General features: G+C 64.1%; 29 protein-coding genes. 18 read left to right on the plus strand and 11 right to left on the minus strand.

From position 1 onward, the window contains the following. Window positions 1-26 precede the first annotated feature (26 nt). On the plus strand, window positions 27-359 hold the full coding sequence (locus tag NKI20_RS20590; protein WP_023760069.1) for a hypothetical protein: 333 nt from the start codon (window positions 27-29) through the stop codon (window positions 357-359). Between the two features lie 54 nt (window positions 360-413). On the opposite strand, the gene NKI20_RS20595 is transcribed toward NKI20_RS20590, so the two are convergent. Beyond that, complete coding sequence (locus NKI20_RS20595) at window positions 414-1,016, minus strand: DUF6456 domain-containing protein (protein ID WP_352833639.1); 603 nt, start codon at window positions 1,014-1,016, stop codon at window positions 414-416. Between the two features lie 261 nt (window positions 1,017-1,277). Here NKI20_RS20595 and NKI20_RS20600 point away from each other — a divergent pair, with 261 nt between their 5' ends. Further along, window positions 1,278-1,559, plus strand: coding sequence for a DUF982 domain-containing protein (locus NKI20_RS20600; RefSeq protein ID WP_031260436.1), 282 nt, complete (start codon window positions 1,278-1,280; stop codon window positions 1,557-1,559). Window positions 1,560-1,667: 108 nt separating this feature from the next. Then, window positions 1,668-1,976: a DUF982 domain-containing protein gene (locus tag NKI20_RS20605; protein WP_352833738.1), complete on the plus strand. Its 309-nt coding sequence runs from the start codon at window positions 1,668-1,670 to the stop codon at window positions 1,974-1,976. A 163-nt stretch (window positions 1,977-2,139) separates the two neighbouring features. Here NKI20_RS20605 and NKI20_RS20610 read toward each other — a convergent pair whose 3' ends face one another. Both NKI20_RS20610 and NKI20_RS20615 read right to left on the minus strand, forming a co-directional pair. Next, complete coding sequence (locus tag NKI20_RS20610; protein WP_352833642.1) at window positions 2,140-2,847, minus strand: GcrA cell cycle regulator; 708 nt, start codon at window positions 2,845-2,847, stop codon at window positions 2,140-2,142. A 118-nt stretch (window positions 2,848-2,965) separates the two neighbouring features. Beyond that, a complete protein-coding gene (locus tag NKI20_RS20615; protein ID WP_352833644.1) occupies window positions 2,966-3,133 on the minus strand; it encodes a hypothetical protein in 168 nt (55 codons plus the stop codon). A 323-nt stretch (window positions 3,134-3,456) separates the two neighbouring features. Here NKI20_RS20615 and NKI20_RS20620 point away from each other — a divergent pair, with 323 nt between their 5' ends. From NKI20_RS20620 to NKI20_RS20630, 3 genes are all read left to right on the plus strand, one after another. Further along, window positions 3,457-4,161: an XRE family transcriptional regulator gene (locus NKI20_RS20620; RefSeq protein WP_023760063.1), complete on the plus strand. Its 705-nt coding sequence runs from the start codon at window positions 3,457-3,459 to the stop codon at window positions 4,159-4,161. 98 nt (window positions 4,162-4,259) lie between these two features. After that, complete coding sequence (locus NKI20_RS20625) at window positions 4,260-4,550, plus strand: ribbon-helix-helix domain-containing protein (RefSeq protein WP_172226328.1); 291 nt, start codon at window positions 4,260-4,262, stop codon at window positions 4,548-4,550. Further along, complete coding sequence (locus NKI20_RS20630; protein ID WP_502898142.1) at window positions 4,547-4,858, plus strand: type II toxin-antitoxin system RelE/ParE family toxin; 312 nt, start codon at window positions 4,547-4,549, stop codon at window positions 4,856-4,858. Before NKI20_RS20625 ends, NKI20_RS20630 begins: the two co-directional genes overlap by 4 nt. Before the next feature lie 11 nt (window positions 4,859-4,869). On the opposite strand, the gene NKI20_RS20635 is transcribed toward NKI20_RS20630, so the two are convergent. Further along, window positions 4,870-5,172, minus strand: a complete 303-nt coding sequence (locus NKI20_RS20635) for a hypothetical protein (protein WP_031260430.1) — start codon at window positions 5,170-5,172, stop codon at window positions 4,870-4,872. A gap of 187 nt (window positions 5,173-5,359) precedes the next feature. On the opposite strand from NKI20_RS20635, the gene NKI20_RS20640 reads away from it, so the two are divergent. Beyond that, the gene (locus NKI20_RS20640) at window positions 5,360-5,734 is read left to right on the plus strand and encodes a hypothetical protein (RefSeq protein ID WP_352833649.1); all 375 of its coding nucleotides are present in this window, start codon (window positions 5,360-5,362) and stop codon (window positions 5,732-5,734) included. Between the two features lie 62 nt (window positions 5,735-5,796). Here NKI20_RS20640 and NKI20_RS20645 read toward each other — a convergent pair whose 3' ends face one another. From NKI20_RS20645 to NKI20_RS20655, 3 genes are all read right to left on the minus strand, one after another. Beyond that, a complete protein-coding gene (locus NKI20_RS20645) occupies window positions 5,797-6,807 on the minus strand; it encodes an ABC transporter permease (RefSeq protein ID WP_352731030.1) in 1,011 nt (336 codons plus the stop codon). Next, a complete protein-coding gene (locus tag NKI20_RS20650) occupies window positions 6,804-8,369 on the minus strand; it encodes a sugar ABC transporter ATP-binding protein (protein ID WP_352833654.1) in 1,566 nt (521 codons plus the stop codon). The genes NKI20_RS20645 and NKI20_RS20650 overlap by 4 nt, the downstream gene beginning before the upstream one ends. A 232-nt stretch (window positions 8,370-8,601) precedes the next feature. Next, on the minus strand, window positions 8,602-9,549 hold the full coding sequence (locus tag NKI20_RS20655) for a substrate-binding domain-containing protein (RefSeq protein ID WP_023760056.1): 948 nt from the start codon (window positions 9,547-9,549) through the stop codon (window positions 8,602-8,604). Between the two features lie 505 nt (window positions 9,550-10,054). Here NKI20_RS20655 and NKI20_RS20660 point away from each other — a divergent pair. Continuing rightward, window positions 10,055-10,753, plus strand: a complete 699-nt coding sequence (locus tag NKI20_RS20660) for a RibD family protein (protein WP_352731025.1) — start codon at window positions 10,055-10,057, stop codon at window positions 10,751-10,753. Window positions 10,754-10,827: 74 nt separating this feature from the next. On the opposite strand, the gene NKI20_RS20665 is transcribed toward NKI20_RS20660, so the two are convergent. After that, complete coding sequence (locus NKI20_RS20665) at window positions 10,828-11,718, minus strand: SDR family oxidoreductase (protein ID WP_352833658.1); 891 nt, start codon at window positions 11,716-11,718, stop codon at window positions 10,828-10,830. Window positions 11,719-11,806: 88 nt separating this feature from the next. Between NKI20_RS20665 and NKI20_RS20670 the strand changes: the two genes are divergently transcribed. The 4 genes from NKI20_RS20670 to NKI20_RS20685 all read left to right on the plus strand — a co-directional run bounded on the left by NKI20_RS20670 (window position 11,807) and on the right by NKI20_RS20685 (window position 14,065). After that, complete coding sequence (locus NKI20_RS20670) at window positions 11,807-12,652, plus strand: helix-turn-helix transcriptional regulator (RefSeq protein ID WP_352833661.1); 846 nt, start codon at window positions 11,807-11,809, stop codon at window positions 12,650-12,652. 137 nt (window positions 12,653-12,789) lie between these two features. Then, a complete protein-coding gene (locus tag NKI20_RS20675) occupies window positions 12,790-13,542 on the plus strand; it encodes a pseudouridine synthase (RefSeq protein WP_352833740.1) in 753 nt (250 codons plus the stop codon). A gap of 122 nt (window positions 13,543-13,664) precedes the next feature. Then, window positions 13,665-13,823, plus strand: coding sequence for a VOC family protein (locus tag NKI20_RS20680; protein ID WP_352833663.1), 159 nt, complete (start codon window positions 13,665-13,667; stop codon window positions 13,821-13,823). After that, window positions 13,823-14,065 carry a VOC family protein gene (locus NKI20_RS20685; protein WP_352833742.1) on the plus strand — a complete coding sequence of 81 codons (243 nt, stop codon included), beginning with the start codon at window positions 13,823-13,825 and terminating at the stop codon, window positions 14,063-14,065. Before NKI20_RS20680 ends, NKI20_RS20685 begins: the two co-directional genes overlap by 1 nt. A 12-nt stretch (window positions 14,066-14,077) precedes the next feature. Here NKI20_RS20685 and NKI20_RS20690 read toward each other — a convergent pair whose 3' ends face one another. Continuing rightward, window positions 14,078-14,659: a histidine phosphatase family protein gene (locus tag NKI20_RS20690; RefSeq protein ID WP_352833666.1), complete on the minus strand. Its 582-nt coding sequence runs from the start codon at window positions 14,657-14,659 to the stop codon at window positions 14,078-14,080. Between the two features lie 199 nt (window positions 14,660-14,858). Between NKI20_RS20690 and NKI20_RS20695 the strand changes: the two genes are divergently transcribed. Together NKI20_RS20695 and NKI20_RS20700 are read left to right on the plus strand one after the other, a co-directional pair. Continuing rightward, window positions 14,859-15,308 (plus strand): universal stress protein, encoded by a 450-nt coding sequence (locus NKI20_RS20695; protein WP_352833669.1) that lies wholly within the window; start codon window positions 14,859-14,861, stop codon window positions 15,306-15,308. A 108-nt stretch (window positions 15,309-15,416) separates the two neighbouring features. Continuing rightward, entirely contained in the window at window positions 15,417-15,707 is a 291-nt protein-coding gene (locus tag NKI20_RS20700; RefSeq protein ID WP_352608557.1) for a type II toxin-antitoxin system TacA family antitoxin, read from the plus strand. Window positions 15,708-15,800: 93 nt separating this feature from the next. Here the strand turns inward: NKI20_RS20700 and NKI20_RS20705 are convergent, their stop codons facing one another. Next, window positions 15,801-16,103 carry a hypothetical protein gene (locus NKI20_RS20705; RefSeq protein WP_352608558.1) on the minus strand — a complete coding sequence of 101 codons (303 nt, stop codon included), beginning with the start codon at window positions 16,101-16,103 and terminating at the stop codon, window positions 15,801-15,803. Between the two features lie 56 nt (window positions 16,104-16,159). After that, window positions 16,160-16,450 (minus strand): TSUP family transporter, encoded by a 291-nt coding sequence (locus NKI20_RS20710; RefSeq protein WP_352608559.1) that lies wholly within the window; start codon window positions 16,448-16,450, stop codon window positions 16,160-16,162. Between NKI20_RS20710 and NKI20_RS20715 the strand changes: the two genes are divergently transcribed. The 4 genes from NKI20_RS20715 to NKI20_RS20730 all read left to right on the plus strand — a co-directional run bounded on the left by NKI20_RS20715 (window position 16,436) and on the right by NKI20_RS20730 (window position 19,373). Further along, window positions 16,436-16,660, plus strand: coding sequence for a LysR substrate-binding domain-containing protein (locus NKI20_RS20715; RefSeq protein WP_352608560.1), 225 nt, complete (start codon window positions 16,436-16,438; stop codon window positions 16,658-16,660). The genes NKI20_RS20710 and NKI20_RS20715 overlap by 15 nt on opposite strands. Before the next feature lie 159 nt (window positions 16,661-16,819). Continuing rightward, entirely contained in the window at window positions 16,820-17,320 is a 501-nt protein-coding gene (locus NKI20_RS20720; protein WP_023760043.1) for an Lrp/AsnC family transcriptional regulator, read from the plus strand. After that, entirely contained in the window at window positions 17,317-18,480 is a 1,164-nt protein-coding gene (locus NKI20_RS20725) for a saccharopine dehydrogenase family protein (RefSeq protein WP_352608561.1), read from the plus strand. Before NKI20_RS20720 ends, NKI20_RS20725 begins: the two co-directional genes overlap by 4 nt. 104 nt (window positions 18,481-18,584) lie before the next feature. Continuing rightward, the gene (locus tag NKI20_RS20730; protein WP_352608562.1) at window positions 18,585-19,373 is read left to right on the plus strand and encodes an ABC transporter substrate-binding protein; all 789 of its coding nucleotides are present in this window, start codon (window positions 18,585-18,587) and stop codon (window positions 19,371-19,373) included. Window positions 19,374-19,454 lie beyond the last annotated feature (81 nt).

Below are 19,454 nucleotides of genomic sequence, written 5' to 3' on the forward strand. Positions count from 1 at the left end.
AGGTCAACCTTGAAGAGGAGGCAGCTATGAAGAAGCTCCTGCTTGTTTCGGTTATCGCCATTGCTTCCGCGGCGGCGATGATCGCCCCCGCTGATGCCCGCAGTCATGTCTTTATCGGCATTGGCGCCGGCTACAACGACTATTACGGCAACGACTATTACGATGGTTATGGGGCCTATGGCGGCCGCTACGTCTACAGCCCGCGCTACGTCTACAGCCCCTATGACGACTACGACAATGGCTACAGGCCGCTTTATTTCCACCGGCACCACCGTTATTTCCACCGTTGCCACATCGAAGTGGTGAGGCACTGGCGCCACCATCACAGGATCATCGAAGAGATTCGCATCTGCCGATAACCCTGATGTTGAATGATCCGACCGGCATTGCCGGCCGGATCAGTGCGCCGCCTCTCATCCCATCCGCCTCCCGATCATCATTCCATAATGCACCGCCAGTAAATCCAGCCCCACCTTCAACATCTTTGTCACCACATCCCTATCCTCCCCCGTCTGCTCGGCCACGCCCTTGATCGACCCGCCCGCGCAGCAGACTCGTCGCACCACGGCGGCCACTTCCCAATGGCCCAGCGCCCTGGTAGCGGCGGCGTAGGCGCGGCCTGCGTCCAGCACGCTATCGACGATTCCGCCGCCGTGGCGGCCGCCGTCGACGCGCTCGGTCCAGCGCATCGGCTTGACGCTGGCCTGCTGGCTGCAGCGAAAATCCTGACGGTAGCGCAGGCCGGCTTCGCGCTGCTGGCTCGACAGCGAGGTGATGCCTAGCAGCGGATCGATAGTGCCCACCCGCACGATGCCGCCGGTGGCGGTGAAGCCGTCGTTCGACACCTCGTAGACGCGGGCAGCCTCCCGCGTGCCGGCGGTCAGCCGCTTGCGGCCGAAGGCGTCGTCCTTCAGTGCGAAATCATGGCCGATCTCGCGGCGGATGCGCACCTGCTCGGCCTCGCCCTTCGGCAGTTTCGGCGCTTGGGGTTTGGCGGGTTTGGTTTTCCTGGACATGGGTAGGATCCTCGGTTGGGTGGGTGTGCGGGAGCTGGCATGGAGGCGAGCCTTCGCGCCCCTCTGGCGTGCCGGCCATCTCTCCCCACGCGGAGGGAGACTGGCAGCTTCGTCCTCGCCGCCCTTCCCACGACGCTGACGATTGGCGAGAGCCGAGAAACGTTCGACTCATCACAGCACCTGCCCAGCCGTGCCGGCATTCGGTGTGATGGAACCAGCGCGAATTTTCGACGTTATGCGGCGTCTACGGGAGACATGTCGATGACAGCTTTCGTGCCGATAACCCTGCGCTTTTGCGACAACAGAACCATGCTGGTCGGGTCGGTGGCCGAGGCAGCCGGGGCGCTCAAGCAGCAATGGCCCGACAAGACTTCGCCGGTCTATGTCGAGGCAGCCCGGCTGGTTGCGCTCGCCGTCGATGGTACCTGCAGCCAGCGCATCGCCTTCGAGGCTCTGACCAAGGCGGCCAGGCAACAGAACATATTGGTGGCCAAGCCGAAAAGCCGCGCCCGTGACTGGCTGGATGCCGTGGTCAGTCCGTGAAAGGCGCGCGCTGACCGGAGAATTGATGCAACCGCCCGCCCGCGCGGCGCGTTTAGTGGAGCGGTAAGTGAAGCCGCGCGCAAAGCGAAGGTGAACGCCGTGGGTACCATGAAGACCGGAGTGCCGCTTAAGGTGCGAATGAACGGAGATATCGAAGAGATCGACAGCGTCAGCGAAGCCGCCGATTTTCTGCAGCGCTGGCCGCTCGAGCGGCGCGGCCATGTCTACCGCAGCGCGCTCAACGCCTGCAGCGCTGCAATCGCCGCGCAGATTTCCGAAGCCGATGCCATGAAAGTGTTCACCGGCTTTGCCCGGGTGGCCAATATTCTGGTGGCCGATGGCGGCCCGACAATGACGCCCGAGGCCAAAACCATGCAAGGCCACATGCCCAAGCAGGGCCGGCAGGCGCCGAAATAGGGCGACGAGGCTTCTTTCTCGCCGTTTATGGGGAGAAATGCCCGGCAGGGCAGTGAGGGGCGGCGCTTCGGTCGGATGATTGAAGTTCATATCTGCTTTCCACTTCAGTGCTGCCCCTCATCCGCCTGCCGGCACCTTCGCCCCGCGAACGGAGACGCTTCCCTCACCCCGCCTCCACCGAAAAAACCCTGCGGCGGAAGCGCGCTTGGTGATAGGTGCAGTAGCTTTTCAGCGCACTGGTCCGCATGCCGCAGCACAGCATGTCGGCGCCTGGCCGGTGGCCGGGCGCATCCCGCTCTTCAGCAATGGAAACGTCGGTATCCTCTTCCACCGTTAGTTCCAGCGGCGCGCGGCAGCGGGAGAACAGGCAGTCGATGAAGCGCATCGCCACACCATGAGGCTGGCGGCCCACGGGTGCACGCGGCGGCACCGGCATCGTGAAACGATAGGTCTGGCCGTCGGCGATCAGCACACCCGCCTCGGGCACCAACAGGCGCGGCGGCAGCCGGCCAGGCGAAGTGTCGCGCCTGGCGGCCGCCTTACGCATGCCGGCCCCATTGGCGGCGTTCGCGGCGTCGACCGTGCCGGCGACCGGCCTGGAGCTCTCTTTGCCGTGCGTCGGCATTGTGCTCGCCAGCTTGCTTCCAGCGTGTTTGCCCACGGCCTGCTTGGCTCCGACCGGCAGCCCTTTGCCATTGCCAAAGCCGATCGCGCCCAGCATGGCGTTGCGGTGCACGATGCCGACAATGGCATCGCGCGATACCGCACTGCCGCGCAGCGCGCTGAAAGCGGCGGCGATCCTCGAAGCGGAAAGCCCGGCCTCCAGCCAGCGGGCAATCTCCTGCAAGTCCGCCTCGGTGTAACTTGCCATTTCCAGGCTCCATCCAAAGTTCTGCCTTCGGCCGAGCGCCGCCAGGCAAGCGTCAAGGTTGGGCCCATTGGGCCGCACTCAGTGTTGTGTGGTTCGACGCCCGGCTTGCGCCGCCGGCTCAGCCGGACCGGGTTCGCTGTCCGGCCGCTTCGACGAGGCGCGAAAGCCGCGCCTCCGCCGTCTTTCTGTCGGGGGCCGAAACCGCCCTGCCGATCGCCCTGTCGCAAAGGATGACGGTGCCGTCTTCGGTGCGGATGTAGGATCGGCCAGATGGACCCGAAGACATCGGGCCGGCGCCATGCCGGTCGAATTGGGGGCCGGAGCCGAGGGGAGCGGCGGCTCCGGCCGTTCCGGTCGCCGTTGACGGGCCGACCGGACCCGGGGCTGGTGCCTTGGAGCACCGGACCTCGGGCTTCGCCCCGGCCGGGGAGGAGGACGGCCGGGACGGAAGGGAATGGGTGCCGGCGACAGTCGCCGGATGCGCCCCATGGGAGTCAGGCGCCTCGGCGCCATGAAAGCTGGACAGGTTTTGCATGACCAGATATAAGCATAACTCAAAACATAATGCAAGCCATTCTTTCATAGACGAGAGCCGCTTTCATCGATCACATGGGTGTCATGGCTAAAACGGAATTGTCGATCAAGGTCGGGGCGGCTATCCGCAAGGCGCGCAAGCAGCGCGGCCTGGTCATGCGCCACATCGCCGAGCACAACGACACCGATGTCGCCGCCGTCGGCAACTGGGAAACCGGCCGCAACCTGCCCAAGACCGAGAACCTCTTGAAGACCGCCGCCTTCCTGCGCGTCGACCCGGTGGCACTGGGCCAAGGGCAGGTCGTCTTCCTCGACGATGCCGGCCCGGTCGCCGACGCCGAGATCGTCACCGATGCCGCCCCCCTGCCCGCCGGGTCGATGGATATCGAGGTGCTGGGCGCGGCCGTCGGCGGCGACGATGGCGATTTCACCTTCAACGGCGAGCCGGCGGGCTATGTCCAGCGCCCGCCGGGCGTCCGCAACGTGCCAAAAGTATTCGCGCTGCACGTGCTGAGCGATTCCATGGTGCCGCGCTACGAGCCCGGCGACCTGATCTATTGCGGCGGCCGCGACGCCGTGCCGGGCGACCATGTCGTGATCGAGACGTTTCCAGAAGAAAACGAGCGCAACGGCAAGGCCTTCATCAAGAAGCTGGTCAAGCGCACCGCAGCCGAGCTGGTCGTCGAGCAATACAATCCGCCGAAGACGCTAACCTTCGACCGCTACGCCATAAAACACGTCTGGCGCGTGATTCCGCTGAAGGAATTGCTGGGGTATTGAAGAGCCATCGCGCCCAAGTGCCATCATTCCACTGGCCGCGGCTTGCGCAACAGCGTATGATTAAGTCATACGCATCCCATTTGCCCAGGGGAGTGACAATGCGCAGCACCCAGCCACTGACCATTACCTTGCCACTTGAGATGGCGCAGATGGTGAAGGACAAGGTTTCATCCGGCGAGTACGCCACCGAAAGCGAAGTTATCCGCGATGGCTTGAGAACTCTTGCCGCACGCGACGCAGCGGTCGATCGCTGGCTGCGGGAAGAGGTTGCGCCAACAATGGATGCGCTTCAGAAGGATCCTTCGCTCGTCTCACCTCTCGAGGAAGTACGCAAGCGACTTCACAACCGCATTGATGCACTGGCGGGCAAGCGTTCACGCCAAGCATGACGCACAGGGTCGTCTTCAGTGAGGCCGCAGAAAATGACCTGCTGCATTTGCTGATCTATCTGGTTCCACAAGCTGGCGAACGAATTGCGCGAGCCTATGTCGATCGCCTCATCGATTACTGTTCGGACTTTGATACTTTTCCCGAACGCGGGACGCGCCATGATGATGTCAGGCCAGGCCTCCGCACCGTGGGCTATCGCAGGCGGGCGACGATCGCATTCACCATCAAAGACAAGACCGTGACGATCGTTCGAATCTTTCACGGCGGGCGAGACGTCATCCTCTCCGACGAAGACGACGCCTTCTGACGGCCACCTCATCAAGCCCGTCTCGACCCCTCCAGCGGCACCTCGCGCTCATTCAGCATCCGCGCTTCGCTGCGCACCCGCTGACGCTCGTCGATGAACGCCGCTTGGATCGTGACGGTTGCCCCCGGCAGCCCGTCGGCACGGCAGGCCGAGCAGACGATGCGGCCCGACAATGCGGCCAGCGGTGTATTTCCCGTCACCCCGAACCGCTTCAACTGATCGGGCCGCCACCATCTGTTGCGGCCGCAATCGGCGCACTCGACCGAGATCGAGGCGACATGCGCGATCACTGGTTCCCTGCCAGGCAATGCCATCGCCCCTCCTCACCTTTTTTGTTCCTGATTTGTTCGCATATTCCTGTGTTTTGCGCCGGGAGTCGAGTCGCAGTTTTCAAACAGCCATAAAAGTTTTTCTTCTATAATTTTTTGAGTTATGCTTATGTATCTTTGCAAATGTGAGTCGGGACACGAAGCCACCGCTAAATTAGCCCTGGGAGTGACAATGGACGCCGCCGATTTCGCCCGTGCCTGCGGTTATACCGGCGACAGCCCCGCCCTTCTCGAAGCCTTCGAAGCAATCCGCCGCAACGGCATCGCCCATGCCCGCCAGGATCACATCAGGCGCAAGGCTGTTATCGACGAGTTGAAACACTCGGAGATCTTGTTCCTGGCCGCGATCGGCCCCGCACTTTCAGCCGAGGAAGCTCTCGAGGATGCCGCCCGCTTCATCGCCTGCTGGCGCAACATGCCGCGCTGGCGCCAGGAGCGGCGCCTGCCCGACCTCATCCGAGCCAAACAGCAGCGTCTGGTGGCGCGCTACTTCCGCCGTTACGGCCATCTTCTGTGGGCATGCGAGGCTGAGAAGCGGTTCGCATAGCGCGGGCGAGATGTCCGGCAGGACAGAGGGGGTTGACGGGCGCTAACCGCTCCTCGTTGCCCTCACCTTCGCACCCGCGACTTCAGCCACCGGTCGAACGCCACCGCCAGGATCAGGATCAGGCCGATGACGATGCTTTGCGTGTAGGATGACACGTTGTTGAACTGCAGCCCGTTCTGCAGCACGCCGATCAGGGCCGCCCCGACCACCGTGCCGCCGACCGAGCCGATGCCGCCGAACAGCGAGGTACCGCCGATGACGACGGCCGAAATGACCGTCAACTCGTAGCCAATGCCGGCCACCGCTTCCGAGGAGTTGAGCCGCGCCGATAGCACGAAGGCGGCGAGGCCTGCGAAGAAGCCGACGATGACATAGACCGAGACCAGGATGCGGTCGACGCGCAGGCCGGACAGCCTTGCCGCCTCGGCATTGCCGCCGACAGCATAGACGGCGCGGCCATAGCGCGTGTAGCGCAGCACGATGTGGCACAGGATGGCGGCCGCAGCGAAGATGAGCGCCGGCACCGGCACGGGGCCGATCAGCCCGGTGCCGAACCAGCGCATCGAGGCGTCGAAGCCCGAGATCGGGCCGCCGTTGGAGATGGTCAGCGTCAGCCCGCGAAATACCGTCAGCCCGCCCAGCGTGACGACGAAGGGCGGCACTTTCAGCCGGGTGATGACAAGCCCCTGCACACCACCGGCCGCCGCCCCCACAACTACGGCGGCGAGCAGAGCGGCGAACCACCCAAAACCTTGCGTGCCGGAGGTCGACAGCGACAGCGTGTTGGCGGTGCCGCCCTTGGCGACCACCGCGGCGACCATGCCGCAGAAGGCCAGCAGCGAGCCGACCGAGAGGTCGATGCCGGCGGTGAGGATGACGAAGGTCATGCCGAGCGCGATCAACCCGGTGATCGAGATCTGCCGCGTTATGTTGAACAGGTTGATCGGGTCCATGAAGCTCGGCTTCAGCATTGTGAAGACCACGATCAGCGCCAACAGGAACAGCAGCGGCCCGAAGCTCATCAGCAGGCGCGCGAAATTGATGCCGCCGCGCTGTTCCTCCGCCACGCTCATGGTGTCTCCTTGCGGTCGAGAGCCATCAATTCCATCAGTCTTTCCTCGTTAGCCTCGACGCCCGGCATCTCGCCGGTAATGCGTCCCCGGCGCATGGTGACGATGCGGTCCGACACGGCCAGCACCTCGGGCAATTCGGACGAGATCATCATCACCGCGATGCCGCGCGCCGCAAGCTGCACCAGGATCTGGTGCACTTCCGTCTTGGCGCCGACATCGACGCCGCGCGTCGGTTCGTCGACGATCAGCACCTTCGGATCGCGCGCCAGCCAGCGCGCCAGGACCACCTTCTGCTGGTTGCCGCCTGATAGGCCCTCGATCGCCTGCTCGGCCGAGGCCATGCGGATCGACAGCATCTTGCGAAATCCGGCCAGCGCATCGCGCTCGCGCCGCTCAGCCATGAAACCGAAGCCGTTGCTGAAGCTGGCCAGCGATGCGACGGAAAAATTCGGCAGGATGCCGAGTGCGGCAAAGATCGCCTGATGCTTGCGGTCCTCCGGCACCAGGCCGATGCCGAGCGCGATGGCATCGGCGGGTGATGCCGGCGCAATCTGCTTGCCGTCAAGCGTGATCGTGCCCGCCGCGATACGGTCGGCGCCGAAAATAGCGCGCGCCAGTTCGGTGCGGCCCGAGCCGACGAGGCCGGCGACACCGAGGATCTCGCCGGCCTTGAGATCGATGTCGACGCCGTCGAGCACGATGGCATGCGGCGCCTCTGGATCGCGCACGGTGCGCAGTCCGCGCACCGACAGCACGACATCGCCGGCAACCGCGCGCTGCGCCGGCCGCGCATAAAGTTCCGATGCCGCCCGGCCGACCATCTTCTCGATGATCCTGGGCAGCGCGATCGGTCCGCCTTCGCGGTCGAGATGCCCGGCCAGCCTGCCGTCGCGCAGCACCGTCATGCGGTCGCAGATGGCGGAGGCCTCCTCCAGCCGGTGGGTGACGAACATGATGGCGACGTTGTCCTTGCGCAGCCTGTCCATGATCGACAGCAGCCGCTGCACCTCGGTCTCGGTCAGCGCCGAGGTCGGCTCATCCATGATGATCAGTCGGCTTTTCAGCGACAGCGCACGCGCTATCTCGACCAGCTGCTGTTCGGCCACCGACAGAGCCGACACCGGCGTCGTCGGATCGATGGAGAGGCCGACGCGGGCGATGATGTCACGGGAGTCCCGCTCCATGCGCCGCCAACTGACCAGCCCGAGCGGACCAACTGGCGCGCGGCCGATAAAAATATTCTCCGCCACCGTCAGCGTCGGGATCAGGCTGAGCTCCTGATAGATGGTGACGATCCCGAGCCGCTTGGCATCCTGGGGGCTCGATGGCTGATAGTCGGCGCCGTCGAAAATGATGCGGCCGCCCGACGGCGGCATGACGCCCGACAGGATTTTCAGCAGTGTCGACTTGCCGGCGCCGTTTTCGCCAAGCAGGCCGAGGATTTCGCCAGGGCGGATGTCGAGCGAGACATCGCTGAGCGCGGTGACGCCGGAGAAATGCTTGGTAATGCCCTCGACGGCAAGCAGGATAGGTTCGGGCGATGCGGCTTCAGCAGGCGACAATGGTTGCTTCCTCGATGCAGTTCATCACGGCTCCATCAGCGCTTGAGCACCCCCCTCTGTCCTGCCGGACATCTCCCCCGCAAGGGGGGAGATTGGCTGCCCGTTCTGCTTTCGCCAATCTCCAACTTAGCAGGAAAAAGCGCCGCCAATGACACTGCCGATCTCCCCCCTTGCGGGGGAGATGTCCGGCAGGACAGAGGGGGGTGCTGTCCCGCCGGCTTACCAATCACCCCTACTTCGTCTCGCCGATCCTCTCCGCCTTGTCGAGATTGTCCTTGCCGATGACGATCGGTGTGAGCAGCACCAGCTTCTCCTTCGGCTCGGTCTTGTCCTTGGCAAAGGCGACCGCGATGCGGACCGCCGTGCGCGACTGCTCACCGGGGAACTGCTCGACCGTGCCGGCTAGCTTGCCGTCCCGCACCGCGACCAGCGCTTCCGGCAGCGCGTCGAAGCCGTAGATCTTGACGTCGGTGAAGTTGCGCGCCGCGCAGGCTTCCATGGCGCCGAGCGCCATGTCGTCATTGGCGCAGACGATGGCGTCCGGCTTGCCGTTGGCGGCAAGGCCGGCCTCGGTCACCGACAGCGCCTCGGCGCGGGCGAAGTTGGCGGTCTGCTCGAAGACGATCTGGTACTTGTCCTTCAGGGGATCGAGCACATTGTGCACGCCCTTGTTGCGGTCGATCGCCGGGCCGGCGCCTGGCTGGCCCTGCAGATGGAAGAGCTTGGCGCCGTTGGGGAACGCCGCAACCATCGCCTGGGCTTCGGCCTCGCCGCCCTTGACGTTGTCGGCGCCGACATGGGCCAGAATACCCTCGACGCCGTCGACGCGGCGGTCGATCGTCACCACGGGAACGCCGGCCTTGACCGCTTCCTCGATGGCCGGCGCCAGCGCGTTGACGTCGAGCGGCGAGATGACGATGGCGTTGACCTTCTGCACCAGGGCCGCCTCGATGTCGGCGGTCTGTTTGGTGGCCGAGTTCTGGCCGTCGCTTTCCGTCAGATTGACGCCCTGCGCGGCGGCTTCCGCCTTGATCTCGTTCAGCATGTGCACGAAGAACGGAAAGCCGAGATTGGGCACGGAGCCCAGGATGGTGAGCTTGTTCTGCGCAAAGGCCGAGGGTGCGGCAAGCATCATGGCGCCAAAGGCCGCGGACGACAGCAGGAATTCGCGTCTGTTCATGAGATCCTCCTCCACAAGGACGCACGACCCCGAGAAACCGGGATCGGTTTCAGGAAGTATCATGCGTCGGTTCAAAGTGTTGGAGCATCCTCCCTGCGCCCGAAAACGCATGCCGCTCCAGCCGGCCGCCGCTGTAAAAAAGAGCCTCCCATCGACGCCTGCGCGGGGATGCTAGCCCGGGGTCAACCATTTGTGCAACATCGATATAACGGAGCTACCGGGCAACTTATCGGAATTGTCGGATTTTTGGATTGCGGCTTCCTGCCCTTTGGCGATCGGCTCGGGTCGGCCGGGCCTTGCAGTCCGTTCTTTTTCTGGGCCAGGAAGCGAAAGCGCTGCTCCGACACGTGCGGCCGTCTCGCGTGGTCGGGGCGCCTGACTTCCATTCCCTTGGTCCGGCACTACTTTGGGACAAGGCAGATCGTCAAAAGTGGCACCGGTTTGGGAGAACGATATGCACGACAACAAGACCTGAATTTTCGAAGCCCACGATTTGGAGAATTGCATGAAGCCGCAAATCATCTGCCATATGCTGGCATCCCTTGACGGCGGCCTCCACCCGAGCCGCTACACCAAGAGCCCCGACGGCACCCTGGCCGAATGGTCCAGCCTCTATGAGCATATCCACAATGACCTCGCGGGCGATGCCTGGATCGTCGGCCGCGTCACCATGGCCGAGATGAGCAAAGCCGTCGCGCATCCGCCGGCCAATGCCGGCAAGGTCGACCGGCCCTATCATTTCGCGCAGGCCGGTGCGGGCATTTATGCCGTGGCGCTCGATCCCTCGGGCAGGCTTCACTTTTCCAAACCCGACATCGGCGGCGATCATGTCGTGGTGCTGCTTGGGCGTGACGTTGCCGACAGCCATCTCGCCGAACTTGCCGCCGACGGCGTGTCCTATATCGTCGCGGAAACCGCCGACATCGATCTCGCGTCGATGGTCGAGGTACTCGGCCGCGAATTCGGCATACGCAGGCTACTGCTCGAGGGCGGCGCCGGCATCAACGGTTCTTTCCTCGCGGCAGGGCTCGTCGATGAGCTGAGCCTTCTCGTCGCGCCGGCGCTCGACGGGCGGGCGGCAAACCAGGGTTTCGTCGAGTTCGGCGAGAGCGGCCTGGCGGGCAAGATGCAGTTGTCCCTGACGAGCTGCGAAGCGCTCGCGCATGGGCTCGTTCATCTGCGCTACGCCGTCACCCCTGGCTGATCGCTCGCAAAACGGCCGGTAACCTGACTGTTACCGGCCGTATCTCGCCAGCCTTGGCGCCGAGGCTTCAGCCGTCAGTCGGCGTATGGCATGGCATCAAGATCGGCGATCAGTGTTGGGCCGGTCGGATGCCAGCCCAGCCGTGCCTGGGTCAGCGCGCTGGAGGCCGGCAGATCCATCGGCGCGAACATCGCCATCCTGCCGAAATGCTCCTCCGCCTTTTCCGGCGGTATCGAAACGACCGGCAATTTCAAACTCCGGCCAAGCGCCTCGGCGATTGTGCGCGCTTCGACACCCTCCTCGCCGACCGCGTGATAGCGCGCGCCCGGCTGCCGCTTTTCCACGACGAGCCGGTAAAGGCGCGCCGCGTCGAGGAGATGGCCCGCGGAGAAGCGGTTGCGGCCTTCGCCGATATAGGCCGAGACGCCTTTCTGGCGCGCGATTTCGATGAAAAGCGTGATGAGCCCCTGCTTGACCGGATTGTGAACCTGCGGCAGGCGCACCACCGAGAGGTTGATGCCGGCCTCCAGCAACGCATTGCCGGCGAGTTCCGAGGCAATGCGCGGATTGGGATGGCTGGGGTTGAAGATGTCCTCGACTGCCGGTTGGCCATGGCCGGCGCTGCCCGCGCCAACGCCGGAGGTGATCACCAGCGGCCGGTCGGACCCCGCCAATGCCTGGCCGAGGGCCGCGATGACGCGCTTGTCCTTTTCGCAATTCTCGGCAAATCGAGAGAAGTCATGGTCGAACGCAGTATGGATCACGGCTTCCGCCCTGGCCGCGCCATCGCGCAGGCCGTCGGGCTCTTCAAGCGTTCCCCGATGTACTTCGGCGCCAGCGGCGGCAAGCGCCTCGGCGCCGGCGTCGGAGCGGGCGACGCCGACCACCTGGTGGCCCGCCTTGATGAGTTCGGAAACCAGCGCCGAACCGATGAAACCGGTCGCGCCGGTGAGAAAGATACGCATGCAAAATCTCCTGTAGTTGCCTGCGTAATATTGCTCGTCTATTATTCCATTAAAGTAGTGACCTTATCATGGTATAATGCCTAACAGGATGCCCATCAATTCGGCCGGCTCACTGGCAGCGTTCCTCAAGGACCGGCGCACCCGCCTCGATCCGGCGTCCTTCGGCTTCTCGGGGCGCAGGCGAACTCCGGGATTGCGCCGCGAAGAGGTCGCCCAGCGCGCCAACATCAGCCCTACCTGGTACACTTGGCTGGAACAGGGCCGCGGCGGCGCGCCCTCGGCTGACGTGCTGAACCGCATCGCCAAGGGGCTGATGCTGACCGAGCCGGAGCGCGAACATCTTTTCATGCTCGGGCTGGGTCGCCCGCCCGAAGTTCGCTACAAGGGCGTCGAGGGGGTCAATCCGCGGCTCCAGCGACTGCTCGACACACTCGATGCCAGCCCAGCTCTGATCAAGACCGCCACCTGGGACGTCGTTGCCTGGAACCGCGCCGCGCAAGTCGTGCTGACCGACTACAGCGCCCTGCCCGCCGGCCAGCGCAACATCCTGCGCTTCATGTTCCGCAGCCCTGTCATCCGCGCCAAGCAGCACGATTGGGAAAGCCTCGCCCGGTTCGTGGTGGGAGCGTTCCGGGCCGATGCGGCACGCGCCGGCGCGGTGTCGGAGGTCGCCCAACTGGTCGACGAACTTTGCAGCGTCAGCCCCGAGTTCGCCGCCTTGTGGCAGGAAAACGACGTGCTCAGCCACGGTGACGGGACAAAGCGCCTGAAGCACCCGCAGCTCGGCGACATCGAGCTGGAATACTCGGCATTCTCGGTCGATGGACGCCCGGACTTGAGCATGATCGTCTACAACCCGATCGACGGCACGGTCGCCGACCGTATCCGCGCCCTCGCGCGGCATCCCTCAAGGCAAGGGTTGGACCAGGGCTGATATCTGCGGCGACGGCGACCGTTACGGACGGCGCGGATGCCGCCATAGCCCCATGCCCTGCGTACAAGGCAGCAGCACGACTTGCGAAGCCTTCGCGGCCCGTGGCATCTGTCGGCTTCACCAACACAAATGGCGCCATGACACCACGGCAGACACGACAAAGCGGCAGGCAGGCGGCGTCCGGCGTCAGCCTGAACCGGGCGCTGTCGAAGCTTGGCCTGTGCTCGCGCACGCAGGCCGAGGCGCTGATTGCCGAAGGCCGCGTGCGCGTCGGGGGCAAGGTGGTGCGCAATGCAGCGCTGCGCGTCGACCTCAACCGCGACCGCATCGTCGTCGACGGTGAGCAAGTCGTTGCCGAGCGCAAGGTCTATCTCATCCTCAACAAGCCGCGCGGGCTGGTCACCACCCGCGACGATCCGCAACAGCGCGACACCGTCTATGCCTGCCTCGAGGGGCTCGATTTGCCCTTCGTCTCGCCGGTCGGCCGCCTCGACAAGGCGAGCGAAGGTCTGCTGTTGATGACCAACGACACCCGCTTTGCCAACCGGCTGATGGACCCCGCCTCGCATTTGCCCAAGACCTACCACGTGCAGATCGGCACGGTGCCGGATGAGACGATGCTGGACAAATTCCGCGCGGGCGTCACCGTCGACGGCGAGACCCTGACCGCCAGCTCGATCCACCTCTTGCGCAGCGGCGGCCGCACAGCCTGGCTGGAGATCGTGCTCGACGAAGGCCGCAACCGCCACATCCGCCGCCTGCTCGCGGCGCACGGCATCGAAGTGCTGCGCCTGATCCGCATCGCCATCGGCCGCCTGCAGCTTGGCGACCTCGCCAAGGGCACCGCGCGGCATCTGACACCGGAAGAACTGGCTCTGCTGGTGGATTGAGTGAGGCGTGTCGCCGGTGTCGGCGCACCGCGTCGGCGCTCTCCTGACGGAGGGCTGTCAGGAGACTTGGTCTATATCTGCCCATGGGGCGGCAGCGGCTCCAGCAATCCAGGAGCCATGCGATGAATTTCGTCTCTGTCCGCATCATCACGTCAGATGTCCAGCGCCTCGTGCGCTTCTACGGCGAAATCACCGGCATGCCGGTGACCATGTATACGGAAGACTTCGCCGAACTCGCAACACCTTCCTGCACGCTGGCGATCGGCAGCACGGCACTTTGATGCTGTTCGGCGGCGACATCGCCCGCCCGGCCGACAACCACACGGCAATCCTCGAGTTCCGCGTCGGCGACGTCGATGCGGAATTCGCCCGGCTCTCCGACACCTTAAGGGATGTCACGGTCCAGAAGCCGACCACCATGCCCTGGGGCAACCGCTCGCTGCTGTTCCGCGACCCGGACGGCAATCTGGTGAACTTCTTCACGCCGGTGACCGCCGAGGCGATCAGGAAGTTCGACAGATAGGGCGCTTGCACCCTACTTCTGGTTCCACTTGCGCACGACCGGCTCGCTCAAATCATGCTCGTAGCCGAGCACGCTGACACTGGCCGTATCGAGCACGAACAGCGCACCATCTTCGGGCGGCAAGCCGAGCCAGCGCGCCCCCAGCACGCGCAAAAAATGCGCGCTGGAAAACACCAATATGTCGGCATTGGCCTTGCGCAATTCGGCGATGATCCTGTCCGCCCGCGCGCCGACATCGGCCGCAGTCTCGCCCTTCGGGCAACCATCGCGAAATACGGTCCAGCCGGGCCGCTCGGCCTGGATCTGTCTTGTCGTCAGCCCCTCATAGGCGCCGTAGTCCCATTCCTGCAGATCGTCCTTCTTGACGCTCTCGGCACCGAAGCCAGCCAGCACGCTGGTGTTGTAGGCGCGCTGCGAAGGGCTCGACCACACCGCAGAGAACGACAGGCCTTTGAGTCGGTCCGCGACACCCCGCGCCGCGGCCTCGCCGACCGGCGTCAACGGCATGTCGGTGCGGCCGGTGTGCTGCCCCGAAAGGCTCCACGCCGTCTCGCCATGCCGGACCAGATGTATCTGCGGAAACGCGCTGCTCATTGGATGCCCTTCGCCCGCACCTTAGGGGACGATCCCGCAAAGGGGAATCCTGCTGACGCAAACGTGTGTGCAGCCTGGCCCTGATCCGCATCGAGTTGGCCCTGTGATCAGCCCGATGGCGCGACTATATCAGGGGTAGCCTCCCAAGGCTCCCGCCACCACAAGGGCATCGGCCCTTGCACAATAGGTCGAGATCATCATGTACAAACATCTGCTCATTGCCACGGACGGATCGGAACTGGCCGACAGGGGCGTTGCCCAGGGTCTGGCGCTGGCCAGCGGCATTGGTGCCGCCGTCACTTTCATCACCGTCTCCGAACAATTCCCGATCTTCGCCTGGGGCGGCGCCATGGCCGGCTTTGCCGCTGGCGATGAACTGGCCGCCTATCAGGAAGAAGCGCGCAAATATGGCAAGCAGGTTCTCGACAAGTGCATGGCATCGGCGGATGTGGCCGGAGTCTCCGCCGAGGTCGTACATGTCGAGGATAAAAGGCCGGCCGAGGCGATCCTGGAGCTGTCGCAGGCTCGAGGCTGCGACTTGATCGTGATGGCCTCGCACGGGCGTCGCGGACTGGGCAAGCTGCTTCTGGGAAGCCAGACGGCGGAAGTGCTGTCCTACACCGAAATCCCGGTGCTGGTGGTGCGGTAGGGTCTGCTGCGGATCACGAGTTCCATCGAGCCATTGTGCCGTCCTCGCTTCACCGTAGTGACATTGTCGTAACGATCTGCTGTGCCTGGGCGATGAAGGGAGCTACCGATGCCACCGTCACGTGGTCTGTTGCCGAAGAGCGTTCCGATCAATATCCGCGTTAGGCCGGAAGTTCGCAATCTGATCGACCGGGCAGCGGAACTGCTCGGCAAGAATCGTGCGGACTTTGTGCTTGAAGCGTCGCAGCGCGCCGCTGAGGACGCGTTGCTTGGTCGTCTCGTGTTTACCGTCGAGCCGGATGTCTACGCTGTGTTTCTGGCACGTCTTGACACACCGCCGCAACCGAACGATCGATTGCACCGCACCATGACGACAAAGGCTCCATGGGACTCCGCGTGACGCGTCGGCTCCGGTTCCGCTCGCCGAGGCCCGGTTGTGCCGCAATTGCACCTCAGCTGCAGTTACCTCCACGGGTGGGTGGGTTGGTTGAATTTATGAGCTAGGGTCCGCGATAGGCGTCGCATAGACGACGATCGCGTATCCATCCCGAAGGGCTGCCTCCGCGGCATTTCGCAAAACGTCATCGCTTATTGAAGAAACTCCAACCGCTAATTCCTTAGCATCCCGCATCTCGGCACGCTGCCAGCCGCAGGTCATAAGATACGCCGGCGTTGCGGATAGGGCCGACTCCAGACTATTGGCATTGGCAAAAACCAAGAGCGCGTAGCGCTCGCCATCAATATATTGGTCGTGCCCGTCCGCGCATGCCACCAATTTCAGCACATGAAGGCTCATTTCGTCAGTCTGCTCTTGTACGGTCGGTAGGGCCGTAGTTGATCCAAGGGATAGGTCTACAACAACACCTCGCCCGCAAGATAGACCCCCAGCGCTAGCAACCCGACGAAGAACACCATGCGGAAGGTCTCGACGCTCATCTTCTGGCGCAGCGCCTGGCCGGCGAACATGCCGGCCAGAGCCGGCGCCAGGGCCAGGACCGAACCCGCCAGTTGCGCCGTCGGCGACTTGAGAGCGCCGGTCCTGAACAGCCCGATAGCGAGCGCTGCCGTCGACACGGTGAAGGAAAGGCCGAGCGCCTGGATCAGGTCTTCTTTCTCCAGCCGCAGCGATTGCAGATAGGGCACCGCGTGCCTGGCCTCGACAATGTCTGCCGGCTGGTCGCACAAGGCGGCGGCCTCGCCGTCGTGCCGGAAAGTGTCGCGCGCCGCTCGGCACGCTCAGTGCGTAGCCTGCGGCTGACCGACGACTGGGCGACGCGCCAGCTCCACCTCTGTGCCCGCCGCTTCGACGAGTTGACGCCGCAGGCGAAGCTGCTGGCCGCCGCGCTGGTCTGAATTCCACAGCCGAACAGCAAGCGGCTGCATCCCCGCCGGCGACCATTGTCCCCGTCAATGCGAAAACAACGCCTTGCATTTCAAAAATCCGTGACATAGCTTGTTTGCACATTGGCAAAGAAATTGCCGAAGTTTTTTCCTTTTGTGAAAGACGGGGACTTGCGGGAACATCTCGATCTGACCGATCGGCGGCTGGTCAAACAGCTGTCGCAGGACGCCCAACCGGGCATCAACCGTATCGCCGAGATCTTGGCGGTTTCGGTGCCGACGGTGCGCTCGCGGCTGCGCAACCTGCTCGACCGCAACCTGCTCAAGATCGTCGGGCTGCTGAACCTGACCGAGCGCCCCGAACTGATCTCGGCGATTGTCGGCATCAACGCCCAAGGACGCGGCCGGGCCCGCGAGCTGGCGCAGCGCATTTCCGAACTGCCCTTCGTGAACTCGGCTTCGGTGGTAACCGGGCGCTTCGACATCATCGTCGACGTGACGGTGGCCGGTGATGTCGCCGATCTCTACCGCGTCACCAGCGAGCTGATCCCCGGCGCAGGCGAGCCAGGAGAAGTGGTGCGCAGCGAGACCTTCGTCGTCATGGCGTCGTGCAACAAATGGGTCAGCCTGCCCGAAGGCTGCTGGTCGGACGACCGCAAGGAGCCGGCATGAAGATCGCGGTTCTCGGTGGGCTCGGCCTGCAAGGCCGCGCGGCCATCGCCGACCTCGTCGCCAGCGCCGGCGTTGAGGAAATTGTCTGCGTCGACACCGCAGCGGACGGTCCTGCACGGCTTGCCGGCCTGACCGACCTCGCCCGCGTGCGCTTCGTCGTGCCCGATGGCGCCATCGGCCCGGCGCTGGCCAATGTGCTCGATGATGTCGACGCCGTCATAGATCTGTTGCCGCAGCCGCTGATGCGCGAAGCGGTGCAGGTCGCCATCGCCACGCGGACGCCGCTGGTCACCACCAATTACGCCAAGTCGATCGCCGACCTGGCGCCGGCGGCCGAACAGGCCGGCGTCCCGATCATGACCGAATGCGGGCTCGACCCCGGCATCGACCTCGTGCTCTACGCCCGTGCCGCAAAGCAGTTCGACTCCATCACGGCAATCGATTCCTACTGCGGCGGCATCCCCGAGCCGAAGGCGATGGCCAAGCCGCTTTGCTACAAGGTGAGCTGGAATTTCGACATGGTTCTGGTCAGCCAGAACCGCGACAGTGTGATGATCGAGGACGGAAAACGCGTCGCTGTCCTGGCTGGTCGGCAGCACGCCAACCCTTTCATCCATGAGATCGAGGTCGCAGGCTTGGGCAAGCTCGAAGCCTTCCCCAATGGCGATGCGCTGCATTATGTCGAGATGCTGGACGCCGCCAGGGGGCTGCGCCGCTCCGGCCGCTACACGCTGCGTTGGCCGGGATGGTCGGCCTTCTGGGCGCCGCTGAAGGAGCTCGGCTTCCTCTCCGAAGACAAGGTGCCCGGCACCTCCAACAGCCCGCGCGAATTCCTCGGCCGGCTGCTCGGGCCCCAATTGCAATATGGCCCCGGCGAAAAGGATCTTTGCGTGATGCGCAATGTCTTTTCCGGCCTCGAAGGCGGCCGCGCCAAGACGGTGACATCGGACCTGATCATCGAGCGGGACCTCGTCTCCGGCCTGTTCGGCATGAGCCTCGGCGTCGGCTACCCCGCCAGCATCGTGGCGCAGATGCTGGCACGCGGCGAGATCAGCAAACCCGGCCTGCTCAACCCACTGCTCGATGTGCCTGACGAGCCCTTCTTCGACGCGCTGGCCGGACGCGGCATCAAGGTCACTGAAACGGTGGCCTGGGACTGAGGATTTTCGAACGGTGGCCGCCGCCGGCAACGGTGTCGCCGCTCAAAAAAAGGCCCGAGGAAATCCGCGGGCAGATATCAACGACAACAGGGAGGACTACCGAAATGAAGATTGCCAGACTTTTCATCGCCGGACTTGCGCTCGCCGGGCTCACCACTGCGGCCACAGCCGGAACACTGGACGACATCACCAAGCGCGGCGAACTGCGCGTCGCCGTGCAGACCCAGGGACCCCCCTTCTCGCTGGTCGGCGCCAATGGCGAACGCACCGGCAGTTCGGTTGAACTGGCCGAACTGATGGCCAAGGAAATGGGTGTGAAAATCACCTTCCTCGACTTCGACTGGGACGGCCTGATCCCGGCGCTCTTGTCCGGCAAGGCCGACCTTCTGGTCGCAGACATGACGCCGACATTGGCGCGCGGCATGAAGGTCGCCTTCACCACGCCTTACATGTATACGGGCAGCACCGTCTTCACCAAGGCCGACAGCAAGTTCAAGACCACCGAGGATTGCAAGGCCAAGGGCACCAAGATCGCCGTGCTGCTGGGCGCCACCGGCGAGAAGGAAGCCAAGACCGCCTTCCCCGATGCCGACATCAAGAGCTACAAGGGCGGTGGTCCGCTGCTGCTCGATGCCGTCAACAACGGCCAGGCCGATTGCGGCGTCAACGACATCTCGGCGGTCAAGGGCCAGTCGACCGCTTATCCGGCCGGCTCCTTCACCATCATGCCGGACCTTTTGTCGAAGGAACCGCTTGCCTTCGCCACCCGCTATGACGAGCCGGACCTGCTGGTCTGGATGAACCTGTTCCTCAACCAGGTCAGCATCGACGGCCGCCTGCAGAAGAACCTCGACTACTGGGTCAATTCCGACGCCTGGAAGAAAGACCACTGAGGAATTAGGAAGTAGCGAGTAGCGAATAGGGAGTGGTGAACGGCCGTTCCGGCCACGCTTTGCTGCTCCCTACTTCCCTAC

It is taken from the genome of Mesorhizobium sp. M0830, from assembly GCF_040319965.1.
Classification (GTDB): domain Bacteria; phylum Pseudomonadota; class Alphaproteobacteria; order Rhizobiales; family Rhizobiaceae; genus Mesorhizobium.